The organism is Streptomyces sp. NPDC048484, from assembly GCF_040651415.1.
In the GTDB taxonomy this organism is placed as follows: domain Bacteria; phylum Actinomycetota; class Actinomycetes; order Streptomycetales; family Streptomycetaceae; genus Streptomyces.
Genome location: NZ_JBEZJY010000059.1, coordinates 1 through 25387 on the forward strand (window position 1 = coordinate 1; position 25387 = coordinate 25387).

Below are 25387 nucleotides of genomic sequence, written 5' to 3' on the forward strand. Positions count from 1 at the left end.
AGGGTCAGGCACTCGTAGAACTCGCTGCGGAACCGGGACAACCCGGTCAGGGCCTCGACGCGCGCGGCGTCGTCTTGCAGACTGTCCATCACGGCCTTTGGGTTGATCGACTGTCGACTTCAGCGAGAAGACACGATCACGCAAAGGCCGCCCAGCTGTCAGGCGAACGACGAACCCCACCAAGAAATGATCTTGGTGGGGTTAATAGTCAAGTTTAGGGGGCGTGTGCCGCTCGCACCCTCGTTCCGCCGTCCACCAGCAGGTCCGCTCCCGTCATCCACTTCGCCGCGTCCGAGGCGAGCCACAGCACGGCCTGGGCCACGTCCTCGGGCTCGCCGATGCGGCCCAGGGGCAGACCGGCGGCCACCTCTTCCTCCGCCGGCTCCCAGACGAAGCGTGCCATCTCGGTGCGTACGAGGCCTGGGGAGACGGAGTTGACCCGTACCCCGGGGCCCAGTTCGCCCGCGAGCTGCCGGGTGAGGTGGAGCAAGGCCGCCTTGCTCGTGCCGTACGCGCCGAGGTTCGGGCCGACGTGCGTGGCGCCCTCGGTGCAGATGTTGACGACCGAACCGCCGTGCTCGCGCATCCAGGACCGCCACGCGTGCTGCACCAGCCGCAGCGGCGCCTCGACGTTGACCGCGAACGCCTCGCGCCACATTTCCGGGTCCGCGTCCATGAGCGGGCCGTAGGGCTGGTTGGTCGCCGCGTTGTTCACCACGATGTCGATCCGGCCGTACGCGTCCATCGCCAGCTCGGTCAGCCTCCGCGGATGAGCCGGGTCAGCGACGGTGCCCGCGATCGCCACGGCATCCAGTTCCGCGGCGGCCCGGTCGAGACCGTCGGCGTCCCGCGCCGTGAGACACACCCGCGCGCCCGCGGCAACGAGCGCCTCGGCGACGGCAAGCCCGATGCCACGCGAGGCTCCGGTAATGATGGCGACCCTGCCCTTGAGCCCGTACGGCGACGTCATCCGCGTACCGTCTCATGACGGGCCGTCAGGCGACAGGTTCCGTCGGACAGGGCTGTCGGGCAGGATCATGGCCAGATTTCAACCGGGCCAACGGGAACTGAACTGCGCACCTGCCCGGAACTCTCTCAGTGCCCCCGGTCGATCCACTCCTGGAGGTGCGGGGCCTCGGCGCCGACCGTCGTCGGGTCCCCGTGGCCGGTGCGGACCACCGTCTCGGCGGGCAGGTCGAGCAGCCGGGTCCGGATCGACTCGACGATCGTCGGGAAGTGGGAGAACGACCGGCCCGTCGCGCCGGGACCGCCCTGGAAGAGGGTGTCGCCGGTGAAGACGGTGCCCAGCTCCGGTGCGTACAGGCACACGGCCCCCGGCGCGTGACCGGGCGTGTGCAGGACGGTCAGCTCCACGCCCGCCACGGAGAGCCGGTCGCCGTCGGACAGCTCACCGTCCGGCAGCCGGTCCGGGTGCGTCTGCTTCCAGAGCGGCAGGTCGTCCGGGTGGAGCAGGATCGGTGCACCGGTGCGCGCCGCCAGCGCGGGGGCGGCGTCGATGTGGTCGTTGTGCGCGTGCGTGCAGACGATGGCGCGCAGCGTGCGGTCGCCGAGCGCCTCGGCGATGGCGTCGGCGTCGTGCGCCGCGTCGATGACGAAGGCCTCGGTGTCGTCGCCCACGATCCATACGTTGTTGTCGACGTCCCAGGTCCCGCCGTCCAGGCTGAACGTGCCCGAGGTGACCAGGTGCTCGATCCGCGCGGCGGTCACAGCTCCACCACCGAGCGCAGGACGTCGCCCTCGTGCATGCGGTCGAAGGCCTGCTCGACCTCGTCGAGCGCGATGGTCTCCGTCACGAACGCCTCCAGGTCCAGGCGGCCCTGCTGGTGCAGGTCGATCAGCATGGGGAAGTCCCGGGAGGGCAGGCAGTCGCCGTACCAGGAGGACTTGAGGCTGCCGCCGCGGCCGAAGACGTCCAGCAGCGGCAGTTCGAGCTTCATCTCCGGGGTGGGGACGCCGACCAGGACCACCGTGCCCGCCAGGTCGCGGGAGTAGAAGGCCTGCTTGTACGTCTCCGGGCGGCCGACCGCCTCGATGACGACGTCGGCTCCGAAGCCGCCGGTCAGCTCGCGGATCGCCTCGACGGGGTCCGTCTCCTTGGAGTTGACGGTGTGGGTGGCGCCCATCGTGCGGGCCTTTTCGAGCTTCCGCTCGTCGATGTCGACCGCGATGATCTTCCCGGCGCCCGCGAGGTTCGCCCCGGCGATCGCGGCGTCGCCCACGCCGCCGCAGCCGATGACGGCCACCGAGTCACCGCGGCCCACCCCGCCGGTGTTGATGGCCGCGCCGATACCCGCCATCACGCCGCAGCCGAGCAGACCCGCGACCGCCGGGGACACGGACGGGTCGACCTTGGTGCACTGACCGGCCGCGACCAGGGTCTTCTCCGCGAAGGCGCCGATACCCAGGGCCGGGGAGAGCTCGGTGCCGTCCTCCAGGGTCATCTTCTGCTTCGCGTTGTGCGTGTCGAAGCAGTACCAGGGGCGGCCGCGCAGACAGGCCCGGCACTGGCCGCACACCGCACGCCAGTTGAGGACCACGAAGTCGCCCGGGGCCACGTCGGTGACGCCCTCGCCGACCGACTCGACGACGCCCGCCGCCTCGTGGCCGAGCAGGAACGGGTAGTCGTCGCTGATGCCGCCCTGCTTGTAGTGCAGGTCGGTGTGGCAGACCCCGCAGGCCTGCACCTTCACCACGGCCTCGCCGGGCCCCGGGTCCGGGACGAGGATCGTCCGGATCTGCACCGGCTCGTTCCTGCCTGGGGCGATGACACCGCGTACCTGCTGGGCGGCCATGTCGGACTCCTTCACATGGGCAGTGGGGCGTTGATCATGTTGGCACAGGGCCGGACGGGTGGTCCCTGCCTGTGGACAACCGAGGTGGACAACCGAGGTGGACAACCGAGTGAAACACGCCCGACGGACGGTCGACGGAGGCCGGACGACTTCAGATGGTTACACCTTGTTTTCAGCCCCATCGAGCGGCGGCCCGCTCATTTGGTTAGTCTGTGCGGGACGGACAGCTCTTCTGGGTCCCACCCACACCCACGGTCCGTCCCGGGACAAGCCAGTCACCACGGCCTGCTCTCATGTGAGTTGACCGGCGCCACCGCGTCCGAAGTGCCTTTGCTCAGACCCGAGCGGGCGTCAGACGACCGGTAGCAGAGTGGTCCTGCACGCCCCGAGGGTGACCCGACACAGAAGGAGTGCGCGGTGACACCGGAGAAGACGAATCTCGATCAGGCCCTCAAGGAACGTACGGTCGACGCAGACCGGGCGGAGAAGCTCGGCAGCCTCGACGTGTGGGCCAGGTCCGCACCCATCCGCCTGGCGGGCTACGAGGACGACCTCGCGGAGCCCCACATCCTGCCCAGCGTGGACTGACGGCCGGGGGCCGCCCGGACCGCCCTGGACTGTCCAGGACCACCGAGGGCCGCCCCGGACCGTTGCGGGACCCGCTTGATCGCTGATCGGCATGGCCGTGCCAGACTCGTGTCCATGCCGATCAGAGAAGCCGCGGCTGACGACTGGCCACGGATCTGGCCTTTCTGGCACCGCATCGTGGCCGCCGCCGAGACCTACGCCTGGGACCCGGACACCTCCGAGGAAGACGCCCGCGCGCTGTGGATGGCGCCGGGCAAGCGCGTGTTCGTCGCCGAGGACGCCTCAGGTGCCGTCGTCGGCTCCGCCTACGTCACCCCCAACTACGGCGGTCCCGCGGCAGACGTGGCCAACGCCGGATTCATGGTCGACCCGGACCACACCGGCCGGGGCATCGGCCGGGCCCTGGCCGAGCACGTCCTGCGGACGGCCGAGGACGCCGGCTACCGGGCGATGGTCTTCAACGCCGTCGTCGAGACCAACCCGGCCGTGAAGCTGTGGACGTCACTGGGCTTCACGATCCTGGGCACGATCCCCGACGCGTACGACCACCCGACCCACGGCAGAGTCGGCCTCCACATCATGCACCGAGCACTCTGACCGGACTCCGACCGATCGGCGCCGGGCAGCCTGCGGACGGTGAGAGCCCTCTCCACCAGATGGTGGCTTCCCGGCTTCCCACCTTCGCCATCGGCGAGGCGACCGGTAACGCTGTCGCCTTCGAGGGTTACAACCCGTCCCGGGCAGCCCCAGCCGCAGCCCCAGCCCCCAGCGGAGCTGTCCGCCTCCAGGGCCGCAGTTCCTCCAACTGCCCCGCCAGCTCCAGCAGGACAGTCTCACTCCCAGGCCGCCCCACCAACTGAACGGCACAAGGCACTCCGGAGGCCAACGTTCCGAACGGCACCGTCATCGCAGGCCACCCCGTCAGGTTCCACGGCGGCGTCATCGGCGAGTAGTTGGTGTTGACCAGCACATTTCGCAGCCACCCACGCTTGTGCCACTCCGCGGCGGCGGGCCCCCGCCGGGCCAGCGCGGGAGTGAGCAGCACATCGTGCTCGGCGAAGAAGGGTGTAAGCCGTTCCCGCAGTTGCTGCCGGCGCACGCCGGTCCGTACCGAGTCCACACAACGGCGTCCCACGCTCGCGTGCACCCGCGTGCGGCGCGCGAGCCGCCGCGGATCGAGCCCCTCCGCGTCCACCGCCGTCCCCGCCGTCCAGTGCGCCAGCGAGGTCGTACCCAGCCACACCGGATACGGCGGGTCCGCCCGCCGGACCCGGTGCCCCGCTCCGGCGAGCAGCTGGGCCGCCGCACGGGCCGCGTCCGCGTAGGGCCGGGTGACGGTAACCCCCATCAGCGGGCTGCGCACGGAGACGGCGACCGCGAGGGTGACGGGCTTCTCGGCGCGAACCACATCAGCGCGTACGCCATCGGCGCCTACGACGTCCGCGCCTATGACGTCCGCGCCTGCGGCATCCGCCCGTACGACGTCCCTGGCGGCCAGCACCGAGAACATCAGCCGGGCGTCCTCGACCGTCGTCGCCAGCGGTCCGTTCTCGGACATGCCGAACCAGTCGCCGTGGCCGATGCCCGCAGGAATCGTGCCGTGGCCCGGCTTCAGGCCTATCAGGCCGCAGTTGGCGGCGGGTATCCGCAGCGAGCCCATGCCGTCGTTGCCGAGGGCCAGGGGCACCATGCCGGCGGCCACCGCGGCGGCGCTGCCCCCGGAGGAACCACCCGCCGTGCGCGTGGTGTCCCACGGGTTGCGAGCCGTGCCGTGCACGCCCTCCGTGGTGCCGAAGACGCACAGCTCGGGGACGTTCGTCAGCCCCACCACAACGGCGCCCGCCGCACGCAGCCGGGCCACCGTGACATGGTCCTCGTCCGCCGGGGTGTCCGGGCTCGCCGCGCTGCCGTTGCGGGTGGACTCACCGCGCACGGCCAGATTGTCCTTGACCGCCACCGGTACGCCCGCCAGGGGGAGTTCGGCCAGGTCAGCCCGGGCCGCCACCTCGTCCGCCTCGGCGAGCGCGGCCGCCGCGCGCAGCCGGCGGAAGGCACCCACGCGTGCGTCGAGCAACTCGATCCGTGCGAGGTGCTCGGCGACCACCTCGCGGGGCGTGACGCGCCTCGCGCGTACTGCGGCGGCGATGTCGGCGGCGGTCCGGCCGGCCCAGCTGGTCACGGTGGCTCCTCGGGGGCGTGGTCTCACGGGTGAGTTCGAGGAGCACTGTGCCCCGGTAGGGGCCGTCCAGTCGAGAGCGGTCGAGCTTGGACATTCGCTGCGTTCCTCTTGGACTTTTCCGCCGCGTCCGCCCGGCGGTTCGTACGGAGTGCCAGGTCATCCGACCACTGGCTCATCTCGGCGCTCTCCGCACCCCATTGACATGCCCCGGAGCCGGCTCAATTATCACACCTCCGATGACTGAGAGGGTGCCCGTGCGTACGGACGTCAAGAATGTGTCTCCAAGACGGTCCAGGCTGGTCGGAGTCGTGACGGCGCTCCTGCTGTTCGCGGCGCCGGTCCCGGCTGCGGGAGTGTCAGGGGCAGCCGGAGCGGCCGGGGGAGTCCGGGCGGCCGGATCCGCGACTCCTGTCACCGTTCCCGCGCTGTCCGACTGGACGCCGGAAGCCGGACATTACGCGTATGAGCGGGGCGCGCGCCTCGTCGCGGACGGCAAGGCGGAGCGCCGGGTCGCCGACACCCTCGCCGAGGACCTGCGGGCGGCGGGACACGGCACCGTTCCGGTCGTGAGCGCAGGGGCGCGCACGGGCGACATCGTTGTCGACATCGCGCCCTCCAGGACCGCGCTGGGCAGGGAAGGGTACGAACTCCGGGCGGGCAAGCGCCTGTCGGTGACGGGCGCAACCGAGACGGGCGCCTTCTACGGCACCCGGACCGTCCTCCAGCTCCTCGCCCAGGGCGACCGGCTGCCCGCGGGACGCACCGTCGACGTGCCCCAGTACGAGGAGCGGGGCGTCGGCGTGTGTGCCTGCTACATCCACATCACCCCGGACTGGCTGGAGAACCTCGTACGCGACATGGCGTACAACAAGCTCAACCAGCTGCTGCTCGAACTCAAGGTGAAGAGCGACGCGCACCCCGAGGCCAACACCTGGGGCTACTACACCAAGGACGAGATACGACGCCTCGTCGCGCTCGGCGAGAAGTACCACGTCACGATCATCCCGGAGATCAACTCGCCGGGGCACATGGACCCCTGGATCGAGAACCGGCCGGATCTCCAGCTCACCGACTCCGACGGCAACAAGCAGCCGTCCCGGCTCGACATCACGCGCCCCGAGGCATTCGCCTACTACACGGGTCTGATGGACGAGTACGCGGAGGTGTTCAAGGCCGACTCCTGGCACATGGGCGCCGACGAGTACATGCTCGGCTCCGACTTCGACAAGTACCCGCAGGTCCTGGAGTACGCCAGGGCGAGATACGGCGCGAACGCCACCCCGCAGGACGCCTTCATCGACTTCGTCAACCGTGTCCACTCCTACGCGGCGGGCAAGGGCAGGAAGCTGCGGATCTGGAACGACGGCCTCACCGGCGCCAACACCGTGCCCGTCACGGCCGGCACGACGGTCGAGCACTGGCTGAACGTGGCGACGAAGCCCAGTCAACTCCGCGCCCAGGGCTATCCGTTGATGAACGCGGCCTACGCCCTCTATCTCGTGCGCGGCGGCTTCCACTCGGACACGAAGGGCCTGTACGACCAGAGGTGGGACCCGCGCAGCTTCGAGGGTGAGAAGCTCGCCTCGCGCGAGGGCATCACCGGCGCGAAGATCAGCCTCTGGCCGGACAACGGCCGCGGCGAGACCGAGAACGAGGTCGCGGAAGACACCGACCCGGCACTGCGCCACGTCGCCCAGGCGACCTGGGGCAGCCCTCATCCGGACGCCACGTACGCGCAGTTCACCGCTCGCGCGGCGGCCGTGGGCCACGCGCCCGGTCGGCGGGACCTCACCCGCGTGCCGGTCGCGAACGGCACGTACACCTTCCGTGCGGGGACCAAGGCCGTCACGGCCGAGGTCGAGCGCACCCCGGACGGCTACGTGACCTTGCAGACCGCGAGTGGCTGCCTGGAGGTGCGCGGCGGCAGACTCACGCTCAATGTGCCGCTCCAGCCCGGAGCCGTGGTGTCCGAGCAGGCCTGCGATGCCACGAACACCCTGCAGCGCTGGCAGTTGGCGCCCGCGCGGGGCGGCGGCTACCGACTCGTCAACGCGATCACGCAGATGGCCGTGCACGTGACCGACGACGGACAACTGGCACAGTTTCCGCCGGATCAGCAGGGCCCGGCCGTATGGCGGTTGACCGCCGCATGACCCGCATGACCTGTGGCCTGTAGGCCTACAGGCCCGTCGCCCCCTGCCTCTGACCTCGCCCCGCCCCTGATCTGTCCCTGTCCCTGCCCTTGTCCCTGACCTGAGGAGTCCGACCCGCATGGCAGTCTCCAGGCGCCTCTTCGTCACGGCCGCCGCCGCTCTTGTGGCGTCCAGCGGTACGTCCCTGGCCCTCGCGTCCTCGGCCTCCGCCTCCGCAGCCGCTGCAGCCTCCCCCGGGGAGCCGTGGTACCGGATCCCCGTCAGCCCCGACGACACCCCCGACGAGCTGGTCCGCAAAGCGTCCGCGGTCCGGCCCACGGAACGGCAGATCGCCTGGCAGGCCCTCGAACGTACCGCCTTCCTGCACTTCGGCGTGAACACCTTCACAGGCCTCGAATGGGGTACGGGGGACGAGGATCCCGACGTCTTCCAACCGGTCGGCCTCGATACCGACCAATGGGCCCGCGCTCTGCGTGACGGCGGCTTCAAGCTGGCCATCCTCACCGTCAAGCACCACGACGGGTTCGTGCTCTACAGGTCCCGCTACACCAACCACTCGGTCGCGTCGAGCAGTTGGCGGGACGGACAGGGCGATGTCCTGCGCTCGTTCGCCGACTCGATGCGGCGCCACGGCATCAAGGTCGGCGTCTACATCTCACCGGCCGACGAGAACCAGTACCTGCACGGCGTGTACGCCAACGGCAGTGCCCGCTCCGAGCGCGTCATCCCCACGCCGGTCGCGGGGGACGACCGCCCGGACGGCCCCACGTTCACGCTCCCGGCCACCGACTACGGCGCCCATATGCTCGACCAGCTCTACGAGGTTCTCACCGAGTACGGTCCCGTGGACGAGGTCTGGTTCGACGGTGCCCAGGGGCGTATCCCACCGGACAAGGTCGAGACGTACGACTGGGACAGCTGGTACACACTGGTCCGGACCCTCGCGCCGGACGCCACGGTCGCCGTGTCCGGGCCCGATGTGCGCTGGGTCGGCAACGAGGGCGGGCTGGCCCGCGAGAACGAGTGGAGTGCCGTACCCGTCCAGGAGAAGGCCAACGGGCGGATGGATTTCGCGCTCTCGTACGACGCGCCCGACATGGGAGGCAGGGATGCCCTGGTCGCCGCGCAGCCGCTGGCGGACTACCTCCAGTGGTGGCCGGCCGAGGCCGATGTGTCCATCCGGGACGGCTGGTTCTACCACGCCGACCAACAGCCGAAGTCGGTACAGCAGTTGACGGACATCTACTTCGGCTCGGTGGGCCGCAACGCGGTACTGCTCCTGAACGTGCCGCCGGACGACAACGGCCTCCTCCCGGCCGCCGATGTGACCCGCCTGCGGGAGTTCCGCGAACGGATCGACCGGGAGCTGCCGCAGGACCTGGCGCGCGGGGCGCGGACGACGACCTCGCCGGGCACGATCACCGTGGACCTCGGCCGCCCTCGCGAGGTGGACCGCATCCGCCTGGCGGAGGACATCCGGCACGGCCAGCAGGTGGAGGCCTTCGTGGTCGAGGCCCACACCGGCGGGGCCTGGCAGCGGGTCACCGAGGCAGGCACACTCGGCGCAAGCCGCATCCTGCTGCTACCGACCCCCGTACGGGCAAGCCGCTGGCGCGTACGGGTAACGCGTGCACGCGGACCCGTACACCTGGCGCAGTTCGCCCTGTACCGCTCACGAACCTGAGTCTTCCGGGGGCGCGGGGAACTGCGCGATCAGCCACAACGCACCCGCAGACCGCGATCCCCGCAGACCGCGATTCCCGCATCCCCGCAGGCTCACGCCCAGGTGAAGTGTGCAGTGGGGGCGGCCGTCGCCATGCGACAACCGTCCCCACTCCTCCCCGCTCAAGGCTCTCAAGCGCCGCAGGGTCCGGTACTGTCCCGCTCGATCAACTCCGGCACAGGCACCCCCACCGCCCGCGCCGGCCCGCCGTCCAGCAGGGACGTCAGCTCCTTCGCCGCGGTCCGACCGAACTCCACCGTGTCGCGGGACAGCGCCGACAGCCACGGCTTGACCATGCGGCACAGCGCCGAGTCCTCCCAGGCGACGACCGACACGTCGCCCGGCACGGAGAAGCCCAGCTCCGTCGCGGCGGCGACTCCGGCGACGGCCATCACGTCGTTGTCGTAGACGAGCGCGGTCGGTGGTGAGGCCGCCTCCAGGACACGGCGCGTGACCGCAGCGCCCTGCGCGTCGGAGTAGTCCGTGGTCACCGAGCGCACCTCGGTGAGCCCGCGCCGGTCGGCCTCGGCGCGCAGCGTACGGATCCGCCGCTCGGTGTGCGCGAGGCCGGGCAACCCGGCGATGTGCACGATCCGGCGGTGTCCCAGCTCGTGCAGCCGCCCGACGACGGACGCCATCGCGCCCGCGTCGTCCGCCCAGACCGTGGACAGCCCGGGATGCCGCGCGTCCGGCGCACCGCCGATGACCACCGCGGGCAGCCCCAGTTCGTCGAGCAGGCCGGGGCGCGGGTCGTCCGTGCGGGGGTCGACGGCCATCACTCCGTCCACGCGGTGCTCCGCCCACCAGCGCCGGTACACCGCGCACTCGTCGTCGACGTCCTCGACCACCTGGAAGAGCAGCCCGAGGTGACGCTCCGCCAGGACCTCCTGGATGCCCGAGATGAGCTGCAGGAAGAACGAGTCGACGCCGAGGGTGTCCGCGGGCCTGGCCAGGACGAGGCCGACCGTCGCCGTGCCCTCGCCGGACAGTTGGCGCGCCGCCGTGCTGGGCCGCCAGCCCAGCTGTTCGGCGACCCGGCGCACCCGGTCCCGGGTGACCTCGGAGACCCCGGGCCGGTCGTTGAGCGCGAACGAGACCGCGCTTTCGGAGACCCCGGCGCGCTGCGCGATGTCCTTCATCGTCGGCCGGCGCGCGGGAGACCGCTTGGCTGGCAACCTTGCTCCCCATTTCACTGAAGCCCTGCTCAATGGAGCTTCACACTAAAGCGCTTGAGTCAGGCCACTCTAAAGCGCATTAGTGATCCATCGCAAGGAGTGACATGCAACTCTCTGACCTGGTGCTATGTCCAGCTGATGAATTTAGCGGAACGGAATCCATTGACTTCCCCACCGGGATGGATGCAAGGTCTGCCCGTCACCTCTGACCCACACCGTCGCAAAGGAGCCCGGTCACCGTGCGCATGCCTCGCAGAGCACTCGCCGCCGCTGTCGTCGCCCTGGTCCTGCCGCTCAGTGCCTGCGGCTCCGGGGGTGACGACAGCGGTTCCACGGACGCCTCCGGCAAGGTCGAGGGCGACATCACCTTCCAGACCTGGAACCTGAGGGCCAACTTCAAGCCGTACTTCGAGGGCCTGGTCGCCGACTTCGAGAAGAAGTACCCCGGCACGAACGTGAAGTGGGTCGACCAGCCCGCCGAGGGCTACGCCGACAAGATCAGCGCGGACGCGGCCGGCGGCACGCTGCCCGACGTCGTGAACGTCTCGCCGGACCTCGTCGCCCCGCTCGCCAAGGCGGGCCTCGCGCTCGACGTCGACAAGGCCGCCGCGAAGTACAAGAAGGAGTACCTGCCGGGTGCGTGGGCCGGCCACGAGATACCGGGCATGGAGGGCACGTACGCCTTCCCCTGGTACCTGAACACCGGCCCGCTGTTCTACAACAAGTCGCTCTTCAAGGAGGCGGGCCTGGACGCCTCGAAGCCCCCGACGACGTACGACGAACTCTTCGCCGACGCCCTGGAGCTGGCGGACAAGAGCGACGGCAAGGTGGCGACCCTGGCCAACGTGCCCACCATCGAGGACTTCGGCCGCTACGGCGTCGAGCTGATGAACAAGGAGGGCACGGCCTTCGCCTTCAACGACGCCAAGGGTGTGGAACTCCTCACCAAGTACAAGGAGTTGTACGACGCCAAGGCCCTCGACCCGCAGGCGCTGACCGCGACCCCCGAGTCGTCCGGCAAGAAGTTCCTCACCGGCGCCGTCGCCATGAACCCGGGCAGCGCCCTGGACCTCGGCAAGTTCAAGAAGGATGCGCCGAACCTCTACAAGAACATCGGCATCACCGACCAGATCACCAGCACCGGCAAGGTCAACATGTACGTCATGGGTTTGATGGTGAACGCCCAGAGCAAGAAGAAGCCCGCCGCGGTCGCCTTCGCGCACTTCGTGACCGACGCGCAGAACCAGATGTCGTTCGCCAAGAAGGTCGCGATCTTCCCGAGCACCGCCGGTTCGCTCGACGACCCGTACTTCACCAAGGAGGACGGCACGGACGAGACCCGCGTACGGATCGCCGCCGCGGGCTCCCTGAAGAACGCGGTCAACTACACGCCGGTACTGCTCAGCGAGCAGATGAAGACCGAGCTGCGCAACTCCGTCGCCAAGGCGCTGCAGGGCAAGGTGAGCCCCCAGGAAGCGCTCGACAACGCTGTCAAAGCGTGTGACCGGCTGCTCCAGCAGCAGGGCTGACCGACATGGCGAGTTCTTCCCGTACGGCTTCCTCCGGCGCCGCTGCTTCAGTGACTGCACGGGTGCGGCGCCAACTGCCCACCAGTCCCTGGCTGTTCGCGGCCCCCGGGCTGCTGGTCGTAGGCATCTTCATCCTCTACCCGTTCGTGTCGACGGTGGTCAACGCCTTCACGGACCGCCGGACCCTGATGCCCGGCGAGTTCGTGGGCCTGGCCAACTTCCGGGAGCTGCTGCACGACGAGATGTTCTGGATCGGTCTGCGCAACAGCACCCTGTACGTCGTCGGGGTGGTCCCCGCGCTCGTCCTGCTGCCCCTGATGCTCGCGCTCCTGGTCCAGAAGAACATCCCCGGCATCGCCTTCTTCCGGTCGGCCTTCTACACCCCGGTCGTCGCCTCCATCGTCGTGGTGGGCCTCATCTGGGTGTGGCTGCTCGACGAACGCGGCCTGGTGAACTCGCTCCTCGAGGCGGTCGGGGTCGGCAGGGTCGGCTTCCTGAGCGACCAGTGGCTGCTCCTGCTGAGTGCCATGACCGTCACGGTCTGGAAGGGCCTCGGCTACTACATGATCATTTATCTGGCCGCGCTGGCCAACGTGCCCCGCGAACTGCACGAGGCCGCGGCCGTGGACGGCGCGGGTACGATCCGCCGCTTCCTCACGGTCACCGTGCCCGCCGTCCGCTCCACGATGGTGCTGGTCGGCGCGCTCTCCTCGGTCGCCGCCTTCAAGGTGTTCTCCGAGGTGTACCTGATGGCGGGCCCTGACGGTGGTCCCGCTGGGGAGGACACCACGCTCGTGATGCTCGTCCAGCGCACCGGCACGGGCCTGACCGGCCGGGTCGGCTACGCCTCCGCCATCTCCGTCGTCGTCTTCGTCGTCACCGTCGCGCTGATGCTGCTCGTGCTGCGCGCCGACCGGAAGGAGGACGCGTGAGCGTCGCCGAGAAGGTCCGCGAGGCACCGCCCGCCGCGGATGTGCCCCGCCGCAGGAAGCGCGTCACCGACGAGCACGGCAAGCGCGTCCGGGTGTGGGAACTCGCCCTGCGCTACCTGCTGTTGCTCGCCGTCCTGGCGCTGACCGTCGGGCCGTTCGTGTGGCAGCTCTCCACCTCCCTGAAGGGTCCGACCGAGGACATCTTCAGCTCACCGCCCAGGTTCCTGCCCGGCGAACCGACCCTGCACAACTACGAACGGGTCGCCGCGACCATCCCCGTGTGGGACTACGCCTTCAACTCGCTGAAGGTCGCCACCGCCAACGTCGTGACGAACTGTGTCGGCGCGGCACTCGCGGGCTACGCGCTCGCCCGGCTGCGCTACCGCGGCCGCAAGGTGACCACGCTCGTGTTCATCCTCGCCATGCTGGTGCCCGTGGAGGGCATCATCATCGCCCAGTTCACGACCATGCGTGAGCTGGGACTGAACAACACCCTCATCGGAGTCGTGCTGCCCGGCTGCATCGGCGCGATGAACGTGCTGCTGATGCGCAACGCGTTCCTCAACCTCCCGTACGAGATCGAGGAGGCGGCCTTCGTCGACGGGGCGAACACCTGGCAGCGGTTCCTGCGGATCGCACTGCCCTCGGTGAAGGGCACCCTCGCCGTCGTCGCGATCTTCGCCTTCATGGGCGCCTGGGACGACTTCCTGTGGCCTCTCATCGTGCTCAGCGACCCGGACAAGTTCACCCTGACCATCGGCCTCAACTATCTGCACGGCACCTTCGCCAACGACGAACGGCTGGTCGCCGCGGGCACGATCATCGCGGTGGCACCGCTGATCGCGCTCTTCGCCTGCCTCCAGCGGTACTTCTTCCGCGGTGTCGGCGAGGGCGCGGTGAAGGGTTGAGCCCTGCGGCCACCGGCGGCGAGCCGCGCGAACCACGCGCGGTGACGGCGCCCCTGAGGGGCATCAGCGGATTGTCGGGTGCGGGCCGGCGGGGGCTGGTCGCGCAGTTCCCCGCGCCCCTGAAGAGCGACAGCCGGTCGCGGGGTGGCCGCGTGTCCCGCGAGCCACCCGTAGCCGTGGGCCACCCCTCCCGACGGCGAGCCGCCCGCACACCCCCACGCACGCACCACAGAAACAGGACTAGGACTCCCGGATGCCTTCTGCCGTGCGCTTCGGCGTCAACTACACCCCGAGCGAAGGGTGGTTCCATCACTGGCTCGACTTCGACCTCGACTCCGTGCGCGCCGACCTCGACTCGATCGCCGCACTCGGCCTGGACCACATCAGGGTCTTCCCGATCTGGCCCTACTTCCAGCCGAACCGCTCGCTGATCCGCCCGCGGGCCGTGGAACAGCTCGTCGCCCTCGCGGACGCTGCCGCCGAGCGGGGTATGGACGTCAACGTGGACGGACTGCAGGGCCACCTGTCGAGCTTCGACTTCCTGCCCGCGTGGACGCAGACCTGGCACCGGCGGAACCTTTTCACCGACCCGGAGGTCGTCGAAGGGCAGGCCGAGTACCTGCGCACCCTCGCGGCCGCCCTCGCCGATCGGCCCAACTTCATCGGCATGACCGTGGGCAACGAGGTCAACCAGTTCTCGGCGGGCCCCCACCCCGACCCCGACCGTACGGAGCCCGGCCTGGTCGACGCCTGGCTGGAGCGGATGCTCACGGCGTGCGAGAAGGGCGCTCCCGGCAAGCTGCATCTGCACGCCGAGTACGACGCGGCCTGGTACCAGGACGACATGCCGTTCACCCCGGCTCAGGCCGCGCGGCGCGGCGCCGTCACCGCGGTGCACTCCTGGGTCTTCAACGGCACGGCCCAGCGGCACGGACGTACCGGTGTCGCGACCGAACACCACGCCGCCTATCTGATCGAGCTGAGCAAGGCCTGGGCCGACGACCCGGCCCGCCCGGTGTGGCTCCAGGAGGTCGGCGCCCCGGCGCCGCTGGTCCCCGCCGAGCACGCCGCCGCCTTCACCGAGGCGACCGTCGCGAACGCCCTGGACTGCACGGACCTCTGGGGCATCACCTGGTGGTGCTCCCACGACGTGTCCCGCGGCCTCGCCGACTTCCCCGAACTCGAATACGGGCTCGGGTTGTTGAGCAATGACCGCCGCCCCAAGGACAGCGCGCGGGCGCTGGCCCGCGCCGCCCGCTCGGCCCGCGAGCACCCGGACCCGCCCAAGGTCCGCACCACGGCACTCGTCGTCCCCGACGACCCCGCCGGCCGTTCCGTCTGCGCGCCGGGCGGCCCGGTTTTCGAGGCGTTCTTCCGGCTCACCGCCGACGGCGCCCGACCGACCACCGTCCTCGTCTCCCGCGCGAACGACGTGGAGCACCTCACCGCACGAGGCATCACCGAAGTCGTCACACCCGATCAGGTTCCGTAATCCCGTCAGGTTCCGTACTTCCCCAAGAACTCCCACAAGGAGGCACTTGCTCGTGAACCCCACCAGACGCACCGTCCTGCTCGTCGCCGGCACCGGGGCGGCCGCCGCCCTGCTCCCGGCATCACCCGCCACCGCCGGGGCGACGTCCGCCACCGCCGGGGCCGAGGCCGCCGTGCCGCTCCAGCCGTACGCGTCCTACTGGTATCCGGACTCGCTGCCCTCGGGCTCACCGGGCGCCGGCATCACCTGGCGCGGTCTGAAGGCATGGAGCGCCGCCGCCGACACCGACCTCGCCTTCAACGCGTCGTCCGTGCCGCTCGCCGAGCGGTTCACGCCGACGCCGGTGAACACGACGGCCCGCGCCGGCCAGGCCCGAATCCAGTCGCTGGTCTCCTTCGGCCCCACCGCGAGCAACCCCTCGCAGGGCTCGGCCACCGCCGACTACTACGCGCTCACCCACTGGAGTTACGTCGACGAGCTGGTCTTCTGGGGCGGCTCCTCGGGCGAGGGCCTGATCCTCGCGCCGAACGCGCCGATCGTGGACGCCGCCCACCGGCACGGCGTACCGGTCCTCGGCAATGTGTTCCTGCCGCCCGCCGCGTACGGCGGACAGCTGCAGTGGACGCGTGACCTGGTGCAGAAGGACGCGGCGGGGCACTACCCGCTGGCCGCACAGCTCGTCGCGGTGGCCGAGGCGTACGGCTTCGACGGCTGGTTCGTCAACGCCGAGACCAGCGGCGGGAACGCGGCACTCGCCACCGACATGCTGGGCTTCCTCACCGAGCTGAAGGCGCTCAGCAAGGCGAAGGGGCAGCGGGTCACCTGGTACGACTCCATGACCGTGAGCGGCTCGGTGAGCTGGCAGGGCGCGCTCAACAACCAGAACAAGGTCTTCTTCCAGGCCGCCGACTCGATGTTCGTCGACTTCCGCTGGTCGTCGGGCAGCCTGGCCTCCTCCGGTACGGCCGCCCAGCAACTCGGCCGCAGCCGCTACGAGCTGTGGGCCGGCGTCGATGTGGAGGCCAACGGCTGGAACCGCTCCGTGAACTGGGACGCCATGGTGCCCAGCGGTTCGGCGCACGTCGTCTCGGTCGGCTTCTACCGGCCCGAGTGGACCCGCAACCACCTGCCCGCCGGACGCACGCCCGGCGACTTCCACGCCTCCGACGACCGCTTCTGGAGCGGCCGCTCGCTCGATCCGGCCCGCCCCGACACCGCCGACACCTGGCGCGCGCCCGCCGTCTCCGTCGCCGACCGGTCGACGGTCACCGGACTGCCGTTCGGATCGGCCTTCAACACCGGGCACGGGCTGCGCTGGTACGAGGACGGCGAGGTCACGTCGACGACCCCGTGGAACCACCTCGGTCTCCAGGACCGGCTGCCGTCCCGGCGCTGGGTCACGCGCACGGCGGGGCAACATCCCGCGGTCACCTTCGACTTCGCCGCCGCCTGGCGCGGCGGCAGCAGCGTCCTGGTCGACGGCACCCTGGACGCGCCCACCACCCTGGACGTCTACGCGACCCGCCTGCCGCTCGGCGCCGGCACGGTCGTCGAGCTGACCCACCGGGTCGACTCGGGGAACGTGACCGCCGAGCTGGCCGTCGCCACCGCCGAGCCGTCGGGCCCGGGGCAGCCCTACGCGTACACGTACTTCCCGGTCACCACAGGCAGCGGCTGGGAGACCGCGACCGTACGGTTGACCGGTCTGCCGGCGGGCGGCACGGTGCACGCGCTCGGTGTCCGCCTCACCGGGGCCGGCGGCGCGGTGAAGTGGCGGCTCGGCGGACTCGCCGTACGCGATCAGGCCGCCCAGAGCCCGGGCACGCCCGCCGACGCGCGTATCACCGACGCCTCGGGAGGCGACCTGCGCTTCGCCTGGCGCGCGGCCACCGGCGGCGACGTACGCCACTACACGCTGCACCGGATCCTGCCCGACGGCACCCGGCGATTCCTCGGCGGAACCGCTCAGCAGGCCTTCTTCGTTGGAGGACTGACACCCGAAGGAGGCGAGCAGGCGGCGCGGTTCGAACTGCGGGCCGTGGGGGAGCTTTACACCGCGTCGGTCCCAGCGACCGTCACTCATACCTGGTGACCGCCGACGGCCGGTAACCACCGGTACACAGCAACAACCCGCACAACGGAGTTACGGAGCACCTCACATGCATGACGACCGCAGCCTGGTCGAGGCCCGCCTCAAGCGTGTGCTCGACGAGCGCATCCGACCCGCCGTGTACCCCGAGTCCGTACCGCTGGAAGTGGCGGTGTGGAACGCGCCCGGTGAGCCGGTGCCCGTCGACGAGGGGCTGGCGGCCACGCCGTCTCCGGTGGCGGTCGGCGACAGGTGGGGTGCTCCCTGGGGCACCAGCTGGTTCCGCGTCACGGGGACCGTGCCCGAGGAGTGGTCCGGGAAGACCGTCGAGGCGATCCTCGACCTCGGCTTCGACGAGAACATGCCCGGTTTCCAGTGCGAGGGGCTCGTCTACCGGCCCGACGGGACCCCCGTGAAGGGCCTCAACCCGCGCAACCAGTGGGTGCGGATCGGCGCGCCCGTCGCGGGTGGTGAGGAGGTGCGTCTGCACATCGAGGCCGCCTCCAACCCCGTCGTCCTCGACTACCACCCCTTCCTGCCCACGCAGCTCGGAGACAAGGAGACGGCCGGCAGCGAACCGCAGTACAAGCTGGAGCGGATGGACCTCGCCGTCCTCGACGAGACGGTGTGGCAGCTCGTCATCGACCTGGAGGTGCTCGGGGAGCTGATGGCCGAGCTGCCGGTGGAGTCCGCGCGCCGCTGGGACATCCTGCGCGCGGTGGAGAAGGCCCTGGACGCCGTCGACCTGCAGGACGTGGGCTCCACAGCGGCCGCGGCCCGCACCCACCTGGAAGCGGTGCTGTCGGCTCCCGCCGTCCCCTCCGCCCACCGCATCAGCGCCGTCGGTCACGCGCACATCGACTCGGCGTGGCTGTGGCCGCTGCGCGAGACCGTACGCAAGGTCGCCAGGACCACCTCGAACATGACCGCCCTCCTGGAGGACGAGCCGGACTTCGTCTTCGCCATGTCGCAGGCCCAGCAGTGGGCCTGGGTGAAGGAACACCGGCCCGAGGTGTGGGCCCGGGTGAAGAAGGCCGTCGCCGACGGGCGGTTCGTGCCGGCCGGCGGCATGTGGGTCGAGTCGGACACCAACATGCCCGGCTCGGAGGCGATGGCCCGGCAGTTCGTGCACGGGAAGCGGTTCTTCATCGACGAGTTCGGCGTCGACAACGACGAGGCGTGGCTGCCCGACACCTTCGGCTTCGCCGCCGGACTGCCGCAGATCATCAAGGCGGCGGGCTCCAAGTGGCTGCTCACCCAGAAGATCTCGTGGTCGCAGACCAACAAGTTCCCGCACCACACCTTCCGGTGGGAGGGCATCGACGGCACGCGGATCTTCACGCACTTCCCGCCCGTGGACACGTACAACTGTTCCATGAAGGGCAGCGAGATCGCCCACGCGGCGAACAACTTCAAGGACAAGGGCGTCGCCCGACACTCCCTCGCACCGACCGGCTGGGGCGACGGAGGCGGCGGCACGACCCGGGAGATGGTCGCCAAGGCAGCCCGGCTCCGCGACCTCGAAGGCTCGGCGACCGTGGCCTGGGAAACCCCGGCGCAGTTCTTCGAGAAGGCCGAGGCCGAGTACCCCAACGCCCCGGTGTGGGTCGGTGAGCTGTACCTGGAGCTGCACCGCGCCACGCTCACCAGCCAGGCGAAGACCAAGCAGGGCAACCGCCGCAGCGAGCACCTGCTGCGCGAGGCCGAACTGTGGGCGGCCACCGCCGCGGTCCGGGCCGGGTTCTCCTACCCGCACGAAAAGTTGGACCGGCTCTGGAAAACGGTCCTGCTCCACCAGTTCCACGACATCCTGCCCGGATCGTCCATCGCCTGGGTGCACCGCGAGGCCCGTAAGACCTACGAGACGGTCGCCGAGGAGCTGAACGGCATCATCGGCGCCGCCCAGCGCGCGCTGGCCGGTGAGGGGACGACCGCCCTCGCCTTCAACTCCGCGCCGCACACCCGCGACGGGGTGCCCGCCGGCGGTGCGCGAACCCCGGCGGTCGGTGGCGAGTGCACGCTGGTGCCGCGCACGGACGGCGGCTACGTGCTCGACAACGGACGGCTGCGGATCGAGGTCGACGCGCGCGGACTCGTGGTCTCAGCGTTCGACCTCGCCGCGGACCGCGAGACCCTCGCACCCGGCGAGGCCGCCAACCTGCTGCAGATCCACCCGGACTTCCCGAACATGTGGGACGCCTGGGACGTCGACGAGTTCTACCGGAACACGGTGACCGACCTGGTCGACGCCGACGAGGTCGCCCCCGGTGACGACGGCGTCTCGGTCCGGATCGTACGGAGCTTCGGGGCGTCCAAGGTCACACAGGTGCTGTCGCTCGCGCCGGGGGAGTGGCGGCTCGACATCGACACCGAGGTCGACTGGCACGAGACGGAGAAGTTCCTGAAGATGGCCTTCCCGCTCGACGTGCACGCCGAGCGGTACGCGTCCGAGACGCAGTTCGGGCACTTCTTCCGGCCGACGCACACCAACACGTCCTGGGAGGCCGCCAAGTTCGAGGCCTGCAACCACCGGTTCGTCCACATGGAGGAGCCCGGCTGGGGTGTCGCGGTCGTCAACGACTCGACGTACGGCCACGACGTGACGCGTGCGGTCCGCGCGGACGGTGGTACGACCACCACGGTCCGGGTCTCGCTGCTGCGGGCGCCGCGCTTCCCCGATCCCGAGACCGACCAGGGTGTCCACCGTTTCCGGCACGCGCTGGTGCCCGGTGCCGCGATCGGCGACGCGGTGCGCGAGGGCTGGCGGATCAACCTGCCCGAGCGGAAGGTCGTCGGTGGGGCGTCCGAGGTCGCGCCCCTGGTGACCGTCGCCCAGGACGCGGTCGTGGTCACCGCGGTGAAGCTCGCCGACGACGACAGCGGTGATGTGGTCGTCCGCTTCCACGAGTCGCGGGGCGGCCGCAGCAGGGCCACGATCACGGCCGGCTTCGAGGTCGCGGCCGTCACGGTGACGGACCTGCTGGAACGCCCGCTCGCCGACGCGGTCGCCCCGGAGCAGGACGGCAACCGCCTCACCCTGAAACTCCGCCCGTTCGAGTTGGTGACGCTGCGACTCAAGCGCGCCTGAGGCCGCTCTTTGGGCTGCGGGTGCGCTGTGGTTGCTCGCGCAGTTCCCCGCGCCCCCAAAAGCACGAAAGCCGGGGCGCAGCCCCGTTTTCAGGGGCGCGGGGAACTGCGCGACAAGCCCCCACCGTGCCGCAGACGGACACACCACCCGGCTTCGGCCCCGGCTTCAGCCCTCTAAGGCTGGAGCTGGGTCCGAAGCCACTGCTCGACCTCGCCCACGTGGGCAGCGGCGGCGGCCCGGGCGGCCTCAGGATCATGGGCGACCAGCGCCCGGTGGATCGCGGCGTGCTCCCGCCGCGTCCGCTCGAACGCGCCCTCCTCCTGGTAGCCGCGCCACACCCGGGCGCGGAACGTGCGCGAGGACAGACCGTCCAGGATGGCCGCCATCGTGTCGTTGCCGGCGGCGCCCGCGATGGCCCGGTGGAATGCCAGGTCGTGGGAGAGGATCTCCTCCGGGTCGTCCGTGGCGTTCATGGCGGTCAAGTGCTTCTCCACCTCGGCCAGCTGGTCCGCCGAGATCCGCGCGGCCGCCAGTGCCGTCGCCGTCGACTCCAGGATCCGGCGCACTTCGAGAAGTTCGACCAGCCGCGGACCGCGGGAGAGATCCGCGACCACCCCGAAGGTCTCCAGCAGGTCGCCGGCCTCCAGCTGGGTGACGTAGATCCCGGAACCGTGCCGCGCCTCCAGTACGCCGAGGACCGTGAGCGCCCGGATCGCCTCGCGCATCGAGCTGCGCGAGATGCCCAGCTGTGACGCCAGATCGCGCTCGGTCGGCAGTCGCGCGCCCGGCTCCAGGCGCCCTTCGCCGATCATCGCCTTGATCTGGTCGATGGCGCGCTGCGTCACGGTCCCCTTCTGCGGGGCCGCCGTCGCCGCCTCGGGCCGGCTCTCGTCCACGCCATGTCCTCCTGTCGCCGGGTGCGCCGCAGTCTAACCACTCAGGTGGTCCGACCACTACGGGCAAAATCAGCGAAAAAAGTGGCCTAGGGGTGTTGTCAGAGCGAAGTGGTCTGATAAATATGCGTGGCACCCGCTCGATCACGCTCAATGAGGAGCCGATAGATGGCCGGCAGAACTGTTCGGTACCGGAACGGACGAAGCACCTCGCGGGCGATACGTGTGGCGGCTTCGGCCGCCTGCGCCGCCCTCGCGCTCACGGCATGCGGCAGCACCAAGGACACCGTCGACTCCGGCGGCGACAAAGGCGACGGCAGCGGTAAGGTCGGGGTCATCCTGCCCCTGCTGACCTCGCCGTTCTGGCAGTCGTACAACGACTACGTGCCCAAGATGGCGAAGTCCGAGGACGTCGACGCCCTCAAGACCGTGAACTCCAACAGCGACCCGTCGCAGCAGATCACGGACATCAACAACCAGCTCAACCAGGGCGTGAAGGGCCTCGTCGTGGCGCCCCTGGACAGCGCGGCGATCTCGGCCGGGCTCGACCAGGCCGAACGCAAGGGCGTGCCCGTGGTCGCCGTGGACGTGGCGCCCGAGAAGGGCAAGGTCGCGATGGTCGTGCGCGCCGACAACGTCGCGTACGGGGAGAAGGCCTGCGAGTACCTCGGCAAGCAGATCCCCTCGGGCAAGGTCGTACAGATCATGGGCGACCTCGCCTCGGTCAACGGCCGCGACCGCTCCGAGGCCTTCCGCGCCTGCGTCAAGGAGAAGTACCCGAAGCTGAAGGTCCTGGAGATCCCCGCCAAGTGGGAGTCCGACGCGGCGGCCTCCAAGCTGGACACGCTCCTCAACGCCAACCCGGACCTCAAGGGCATCTACATGCAGGCGGGCGGCGTGTACCTCGCGCCCACGCTGCAGACGCTCAAGGCCAAGGGGCTGCTGAAGAAGGCCGGCGAGAAGGGCCACATCTCGATCGTCTCGAACGACGGCATCCCGCAGGAGTTCGACGCGATCCGCAAGGGCCAGATCGACGCCACCGTCTCGCAGCCGGCCGACCTCTACGCCAAGTACGGCATGTACTACATCAAGGCGGCGATGGAGGGGAAGACGTTCAAGCCGGGTCCGACCGACCACGACTCGGAGATCGTCAAGCTGCCCAGCGGCATCCTTGAGGACCAGCTGCCCGCCCCGCTGGTGACCAAGGACAACGTCGACGACCCCGAGCTGTGGGGCAACACCGTCAAATGAGCACTCCACTCGTTGAGGCACGGGGCATCGCCAAGCGGTACGGCCCCACCGTCGCCCTCGCCGACGGACAACTCACCGTGCACGCGGGCGAGTCCCATGCCCTCGTCGGCCGCAACGGCGCGGGCAAGTCCACCCTCGTCACCGTCCTCACCGGCCTCCAGGCCCCCGACGAGGGCACGGTCCTCTTCGACGGCGGGCCCGCGCCCTCGCTGACCGACCGGGACGCCTGGCGGCGCAAGGTGGCCTGCGTCTACCAGAAGCCCACCGTCGTCCCGGAGCTGACGGTCGCCGAGAACCTGTTCATCAACCGGCAGCCGCAGGGACGCGGCGGCTTCATCAGCTGGCGCCGGCTCAGGAGCGAGGCGGCCGAGGTCCTCGACACCTGGGACGTCCACGTGGACCCGGAGGCGCGGACCGCCGACCTCAAGGTCGAGGACCGTCAAATGGTCGAGATCGCCCGGGCGTTGAGCTTCGGCGCGCGGTTCATCGTCCTCGACGAGCCGACCGCCCAGCTGGACAACCGCGAGATCGAGCGCCTCTTCACACGGATGCGCGCGCTCCAGGAGTCCGGCGTCACCTTCCTGTTCATCTCGCACCACCTCCAGGAGGTGTACGAGGTGTGCCAGACCGTGACGGTTCTGCGGGACGCGCGCTGGATCACCACGGCACCGGTGGCGGAGCTGCCGCGGGCCGCCCTCGTCGAGGCCATGGCGGGAGAGTCCATCGCCGCCGTGGAGGAGAAGGCCGCCCGTGGTGAGGTGGACGCCCAAGCGCCCGTCGTCCTCGAAGCGCACGGGCTGACGTCCGAGTCGTACGAGAGTGTCGACCTGACCGTCCGCGGCGGCGAGGTCGTCGGTCTCGCCGGATCCAGTGGCAGCGGCAAGATCGAGCTGGCCGAGTCCTTCACGGGACTGCACACACCGACCGCGGGGAGCGCTCGGCTGGAGGGCAAGCGGCTGCCGTTCGGCGATGTCACTGCCGCCCTGCGGGCCGGGGTCGGCTGTGTACCGCGCGACCGGCACGGGCAGGGCCTCGTCTTCGGCATGACCGTCGGCGACAACGCGACCATGAGCGTCATGGACCGGCTCGGCCGGTACGGATTCGTCGGCAGCGACCGCAGACGCGGCTTCGCCGGCGAGCTGATCGAGCGCCTCGACATCCACACCGAGGGGCCCGACCAGCCCGTGTCCGACCTCTCCGGCGGCAACGCCCAGAAGGTCGTCATGGCCAGGGCCCTCGCCTCCGACCCCAGACTGCTGGTCCTGATCAACCCCACCGCGGGCGTCGACGTGAAGTCCAAGGAGTCCCTGCTCTCGCGCATGGACTCGGCCCGCGACGACGGCACCGCCGTCCTCGTCGTCTCCGACGAACTCGACGACCTGCGCCGCTGTGACCGCGTCCTCGTCCTCTTCCACGGTCGCGTCGTCGCCGAGCACCCGGCCGGCTGGCGCGACCACGAGCTGATCGCCTCCATCGAAGGAGTGGACCACCATGGCTGACACGAAGGCCCCGTCGGCCTCGGCCCCCACCGCCCTGAAGCCGCTGAGGAGCAAGGCCGACGCCAAGGCCGTACTTCTGCGCCGGGCACGCGAACTCGCCCTCGTACCGGCCCTGTTGCTGCTGCTCGTCCTCGGTGCGTTCGTCAACGACGCCTTCCTCACCGAGCAGAACCTGATCTCCATCCTGGGCGCCTCGGCCGCACTCGCGATGGTGGTCCTCGCCGAGTCGCTCGTGCTCATCACCGGCAAGTTCGACCTGTCCCTGGAGTCGGTCGTCGGCATCGCGCCCGCCGTCGGCGCGCTGTTGCTGCTGCCTGCCGCCCAGTCGGGCTGGGGCATGGAGCTGCCCGCAGGTGTCGCCCTGCTCGCGATCCTCGTGGTGGGCGCGGTCATCGGCGGCTTCAACGGCTTCCTCGTCGTGAAGCTCAAGCTCAACGCGTTCATCGTGACGCTGGCGATGCTGATCATCCTGCGCGGTCTGCTGGTCGGCGCGACCGAGGGCAAGACCCTGTTCGGAATGCCCGACGCCTTCTACGCCCTCGCCACCACCACGTTCCTCACCGTGCCCATCTCGGTGTGGCTGGCGGCGGCTTCGTTCGGCGTGGCCGGCCTCGTCCTCAAGTACCACCGCTTGGGGCGGGCCCTGTACGCGATCGGCGGCAACGCGGACGCGGCCCGCGCGGCCGGCATCCGCGTCGAGCGCGTGATGCTCGGCGTGTTCGTCGTCGCGGGAGCGCTCGCCGCGGTCGGCGGGCTGATGCAGACCGGCTACGTCGGCGCGATCAACGCCAACCAGGGCCAGAACATGATCTTCACGGTGTTCGCGGCCGCGGTCATCGGCGGCATCAGCCTCGACGGCGGCAAAGGCACGATGTTCGGCGCCCTGACGGGCGTCCTCCTTCTTGGTGTCGTCCAGAACCTGCTCACTCTTGCGCAGGTGCCGTCTTTCTGGATCCAGGCCATTTATGGGGGAATTATCCTGTTTGCCCTGATGATTGCCCGCGTGACCACTGGCCGGGCCCAGGACTGAGTCACCCGACACGCGCCCCCGAGTACCGGACCGAAAGGCACTTCT

The 25387-nt window shown here is 70.1% G+C and carries 19 protein-coding genes; 13 read left to right on the forward strand and 6 right to left on the reverse strand.

Annotated features, from left to right (window positions below; all coding sequences use genetic code 11):
• Nucleotides 1–214 precede the first annotated feature (214 nt).
• The 3 genes from AB0D14_RS38840 to AB0D14_RS38850 form a co-directional block, all read right to left on the reverse strand.
• Nucleotides 215–970, reverse strand: coding sequence for an SDR family oxidoreductase (locus AB0D14_RS38840; protein ID WP_362788301.1), 756 nt, complete (start codon nucleotides 968–970; stop codon nucleotides 215–217).
• A gap of 125 nt (nucleotides 971–1095) precedes the next feature.
• The gene (locus tag AB0D14_RS38845) at nucleotides 1096–1728 is read right to left on the reverse strand and encodes an MBL fold metallo-hydrolase (protein WP_362788304.1); all 633 of its coding nucleotides are present in this window, start codon (nucleotides 1726–1728) and stop codon (nucleotides 1096–1098) included.
• Complete coding sequence (locus tag AB0D14_RS38850; RefSeq protein ID WP_362788307.1) at nucleotides 1725–2813, reverse strand: S-(hydroxymethyl)mycothiol dehydrogenase; 1089 nt, start codon at nucleotides 2811–2813, stop codon at nucleotides 1725–1727. Before AB0D14_RS38850 ends, AB0D14_RS38845 begins: the two co-directional genes overlap by 4 nt.
• 417 nt (nucleotides 2814–3230) lie before the next feature.
• Between AB0D14_RS38850 and AB0D14_RS38855 the strand changes: the two genes are divergently transcribed.
• Together AB0D14_RS38855 and AB0D14_RS38860 are read left to right on the forward strand one after the other, a co-directional pair.
• Nucleotides 3231–3401, forward strand: coding sequence for a hypothetical protein (locus AB0D14_RS38855; protein ID WP_362788310.1), 171 nt, complete (start codon nucleotides 3231–3233; stop codon nucleotides 3399–3401).
• A 114-nt stretch (nucleotides 3402–3515) separates the two neighbouring features.
• Nucleotides 3516–3998, forward strand: coding sequence for a GNAT family N-acetyltransferase (locus AB0D14_RS38860; protein ID WP_362788313.1), 483 nt, complete (start codon nucleotides 3516–3518; stop codon nucleotides 3996–3998).
• Between the two features lie 127 nt (nucleotides 3999–4125).
• Here the strand turns inward: AB0D14_RS38860 and AB0D14_RS38865 are convergent, their stop codons facing one another.
• Complete coding sequence (locus AB0D14_RS38865; protein WP_362788316.1) at nucleotides 4126–5580, reverse strand: amidase family protein; 1455 nt, start codon at nucleotides 5578–5580, stop codon at nucleotides 4126–4128.
• Between the two features lie 236 nt (nucleotides 5581–5816).
• Between AB0D14_RS38865 and AB0D14_RS38870 the strand changes: the two genes are divergently transcribed.
• Together AB0D14_RS38870 and AB0D14_RS38875 are read left to right on the forward strand one after the other, a co-directional pair.
• Nucleotides 5817–7733 carry a family 20 glycosylhydrolase gene (locus AB0D14_RS38870; RefSeq protein ID WP_362788319.1) on the forward strand — a complete coding sequence of 639 codons (1917 nt, stop codon included), beginning with the start codon at nucleotides 5817–5819 and terminating at the stop codon, nucleotides 7731–7733.
• 118 nt (nucleotides 7734–7851) lie between these two features.
• On the forward strand, nucleotides 7852–9417 hold the full coding sequence (locus AB0D14_RS38875; RefSeq protein ID WP_362788321.1) for an alpha-L-fucosidase: 1566 nt from the start codon (nucleotides 7852–7854) through the stop codon (nucleotides 9415–9417).
• A 170-nt stretch (nucleotides 9418–9587) separates the two neighbouring features.
• Here AB0D14_RS38875 and AB0D14_RS38880 read toward each other — a convergent pair whose 3' ends face one another.
• The gene (locus tag AB0D14_RS38880) at nucleotides 9588–10631 is read right to left on the reverse strand and encodes a LacI family DNA-binding transcriptional regulator (RefSeq protein WP_362788323.1); all 1044 of its coding nucleotides are present in this window, start codon (nucleotides 10629–10631) and stop codon (nucleotides 9588–9590) included.
• Between the two features lie 245 nt (nucleotides 10632–10876).
• On the opposite strand from AB0D14_RS38880, the gene AB0D14_RS38885 reads away from it, so the two are divergent.
• From AB0D14_RS38885 to AB0D14_RS38910, 6 genes are all read left to right on the forward strand, one after another.
• Nucleotides 10877–12160, forward strand: a complete 1284-nt coding sequence (locus AB0D14_RS38885) for a sugar ABC transporter substrate-binding protein (RefSeq protein ID WP_362788401.1) — start codon at nucleotides 10877–10879, stop codon at nucleotides 12158–12160.
• Between the two features lie 5 nt (nucleotides 12161–12165).
• Nucleotides 12166–13092 (forward strand): sugar ABC transporter permease, encoded by a 927-nt coding sequence (locus AB0D14_RS38890; RefSeq protein ID WP_362788326.1) that lies wholly within the window; start codon nucleotides 12166–12168, stop codon nucleotides 13090–13092.
• A complete protein-coding gene (locus AB0D14_RS38895) occupies nucleotides 13089–14000 on the forward strand; it encodes a carbohydrate ABC transporter permease (protein ID WP_362788329.1) in 912 nt (303 codons plus the stop codon). Before AB0D14_RS38890 ends, AB0D14_RS38895 begins: the two co-directional genes overlap by 4 nt.
• A gap of 253 nt (nucleotides 14001–14253) precedes the next feature.
• Complete coding sequence (locus tag AB0D14_RS38900) at nucleotides 14254–15492, forward strand: glycosyl hydrolase (RefSeq protein ID WP_362788332.1); 1239 nt, start codon at nucleotides 14254–14256, stop codon at nucleotides 15490–15492.
• A 52-nt stretch (nucleotides 15493–15544) separates the two neighbouring features.
• Entirely contained in the window at nucleotides 15545–17584 is a 2040-nt protein-coding gene (locus tag AB0D14_RS38905) for an endo-beta-N-acetylglucosaminidase (protein WP_362788334.1), read from the forward strand.
• A gap of 67 nt (nucleotides 17585–17651) precedes the next feature.
• Nucleotides 17652–20669, forward strand: coding sequence for a glycoside hydrolase family 38 C-terminal domain-containing protein (locus AB0D14_RS38910; protein WP_362788337.1), 3018 nt, complete (start codon nucleotides 17652–17654; stop codon nucleotides 20667–20669).
• A gap of 173 nt (nucleotides 20670–20842) precedes the next feature.
• On the opposite strand, the gene AB0D14_RS38915 is transcribed toward AB0D14_RS38910, so the two are convergent.
• Nucleotides 20843–21565: a FadR/GntR family transcriptional regulator gene (locus AB0D14_RS38915; RefSeq protein WP_362788340.1), complete on the reverse strand. Its 723-nt coding sequence runs from the start codon at nucleotides 21563–21565 to the stop codon at nucleotides 20843–20845.
• A 165-nt stretch (nucleotides 21566–21730) separates the two neighbouring features.
• Between AB0D14_RS38915 and AB0D14_RS38920 the strand changes: the two genes are divergently transcribed.
• From AB0D14_RS38920 to AB0D14_RS38930, 3 genes are read left to right on the forward strand one after another with little or no spacing between them, the layout of a single operon-like run.
• A complete protein-coding gene (locus AB0D14_RS38920; protein WP_362788342.1) occupies nucleotides 21731–22813 on the forward strand; it encodes a sugar ABC transporter substrate-binding protein in 1083 nt (360 codons plus the stop codon).
• Nucleotides 22810–24312 (forward strand): sugar ABC transporter ATP-binding protein, encoded by a 1503-nt coding sequence (locus AB0D14_RS38925; protein ID WP_362788344.1) that lies wholly within the window; start codon nucleotides 22810–22812, stop codon nucleotides 24310–24312. The genes AB0D14_RS38920 and AB0D14_RS38925 overlap by 4 nt, the downstream gene beginning before the upstream one ends.
• Nucleotides 24305–25342 (forward strand): ABC transporter permease, encoded by a 1038-nt coding sequence (locus AB0D14_RS38930; RefSeq protein WP_362788346.1) that lies wholly within the window; start codon nucleotides 24305–24307, stop codon nucleotides 25340–25342. Before AB0D14_RS38925 ends, AB0D14_RS38930 begins: the two co-directional genes overlap by 8 nt.
• Nucleotides 25343–25387 lie beyond the last annotated feature (45 nt).

Bases quoted from the DNA above. Each gene is read 5' to 3' on its own strand.
- AB0D14_RS38840 (WP_362788301.1), bottom strand. From the start codon at position 970: ATGACGTCGCCGTACGGGCTCAAGGGCAGGGTCGCCATCATTACCGGA.
- AB0D14_RS38910 (WP_362788337.1), top strand. From the start codon at position 17,652: ATGCATGACGACCGCAGCCTGGTCGAGGCCCGCCTCAAGCGTGTGCTC.
- AB0D14_RS38890 (WP_362788326.1), top strand. From the start codon at position 12,166: ATGGCGAGTTCTTCCCGTACGGCTTCCTCCGGCGCCGCTGCTTCAGTG.
- AB0D14_RS38850 (WP_362788307.1), bottom strand. From the start codon at position 2,813: ATGGCCGCCCAGCAGGTACGCGGTGTCATCGCCCCAGGCAGGAACGAG.
- AB0D14_RS38870 (WP_362788319.1), top strand. From the start codon at position 5,817: ATGACTGAGAGGGTGCCCGTGCGTACGGACGTCAAGAATGTGTCTCCA.
- AB0D14_RS38885 (WP_362788401.1), top strand. From the start codon at position 10,877: ATGCCTCGCAGAGCACTCGCCGCCGCTGTCGTCGCCCTGGTCCTGCCG.
- AB0D14_RS38900 (WP_362788332.1), top strand. From the start codon at position 14,254: ATGCCTTCTGCCGTGCGCTTCGGCGTCAACTACACCCCGAGCGAAGGG.
- AB0D14_RS38930 (WP_362788346.1), top strand. From the start codon at position 24,305: ATGGCTGACACGAAGGCCCCGTCGGCCTCGGCCCCCACCGCCCTGAAG.
- AB0D14_RS38860 (WP_362788313.1), top strand. From the start codon at position 3,516: ATGCCGATCAGAGAAGCCGCGGCTGACGACTGGCCACGGATCTGGCCT.
- AB0D14_RS38920 (WP_362788342.1), top strand. From the start codon at position 21,731: ATGGCCGGCAGAACTGTTCGGTACCGGAACGGACGAAGCACCTCGCGG.
- AB0D14_RS38875 (WP_362788321.1), top strand. From the start codon at position 7,852: ATGGCAGTCTCCAGGCGCCTCTTCGTCACGGCCGCCGCCGCTCTTGTG.
- AB0D14_RS38925 (WP_362788344.1), top strand. From the start codon at position 22,810: ATGAGCACTCCACTCGTTGAGGCACGGGGCATCGCCAAGCGGTACGGC.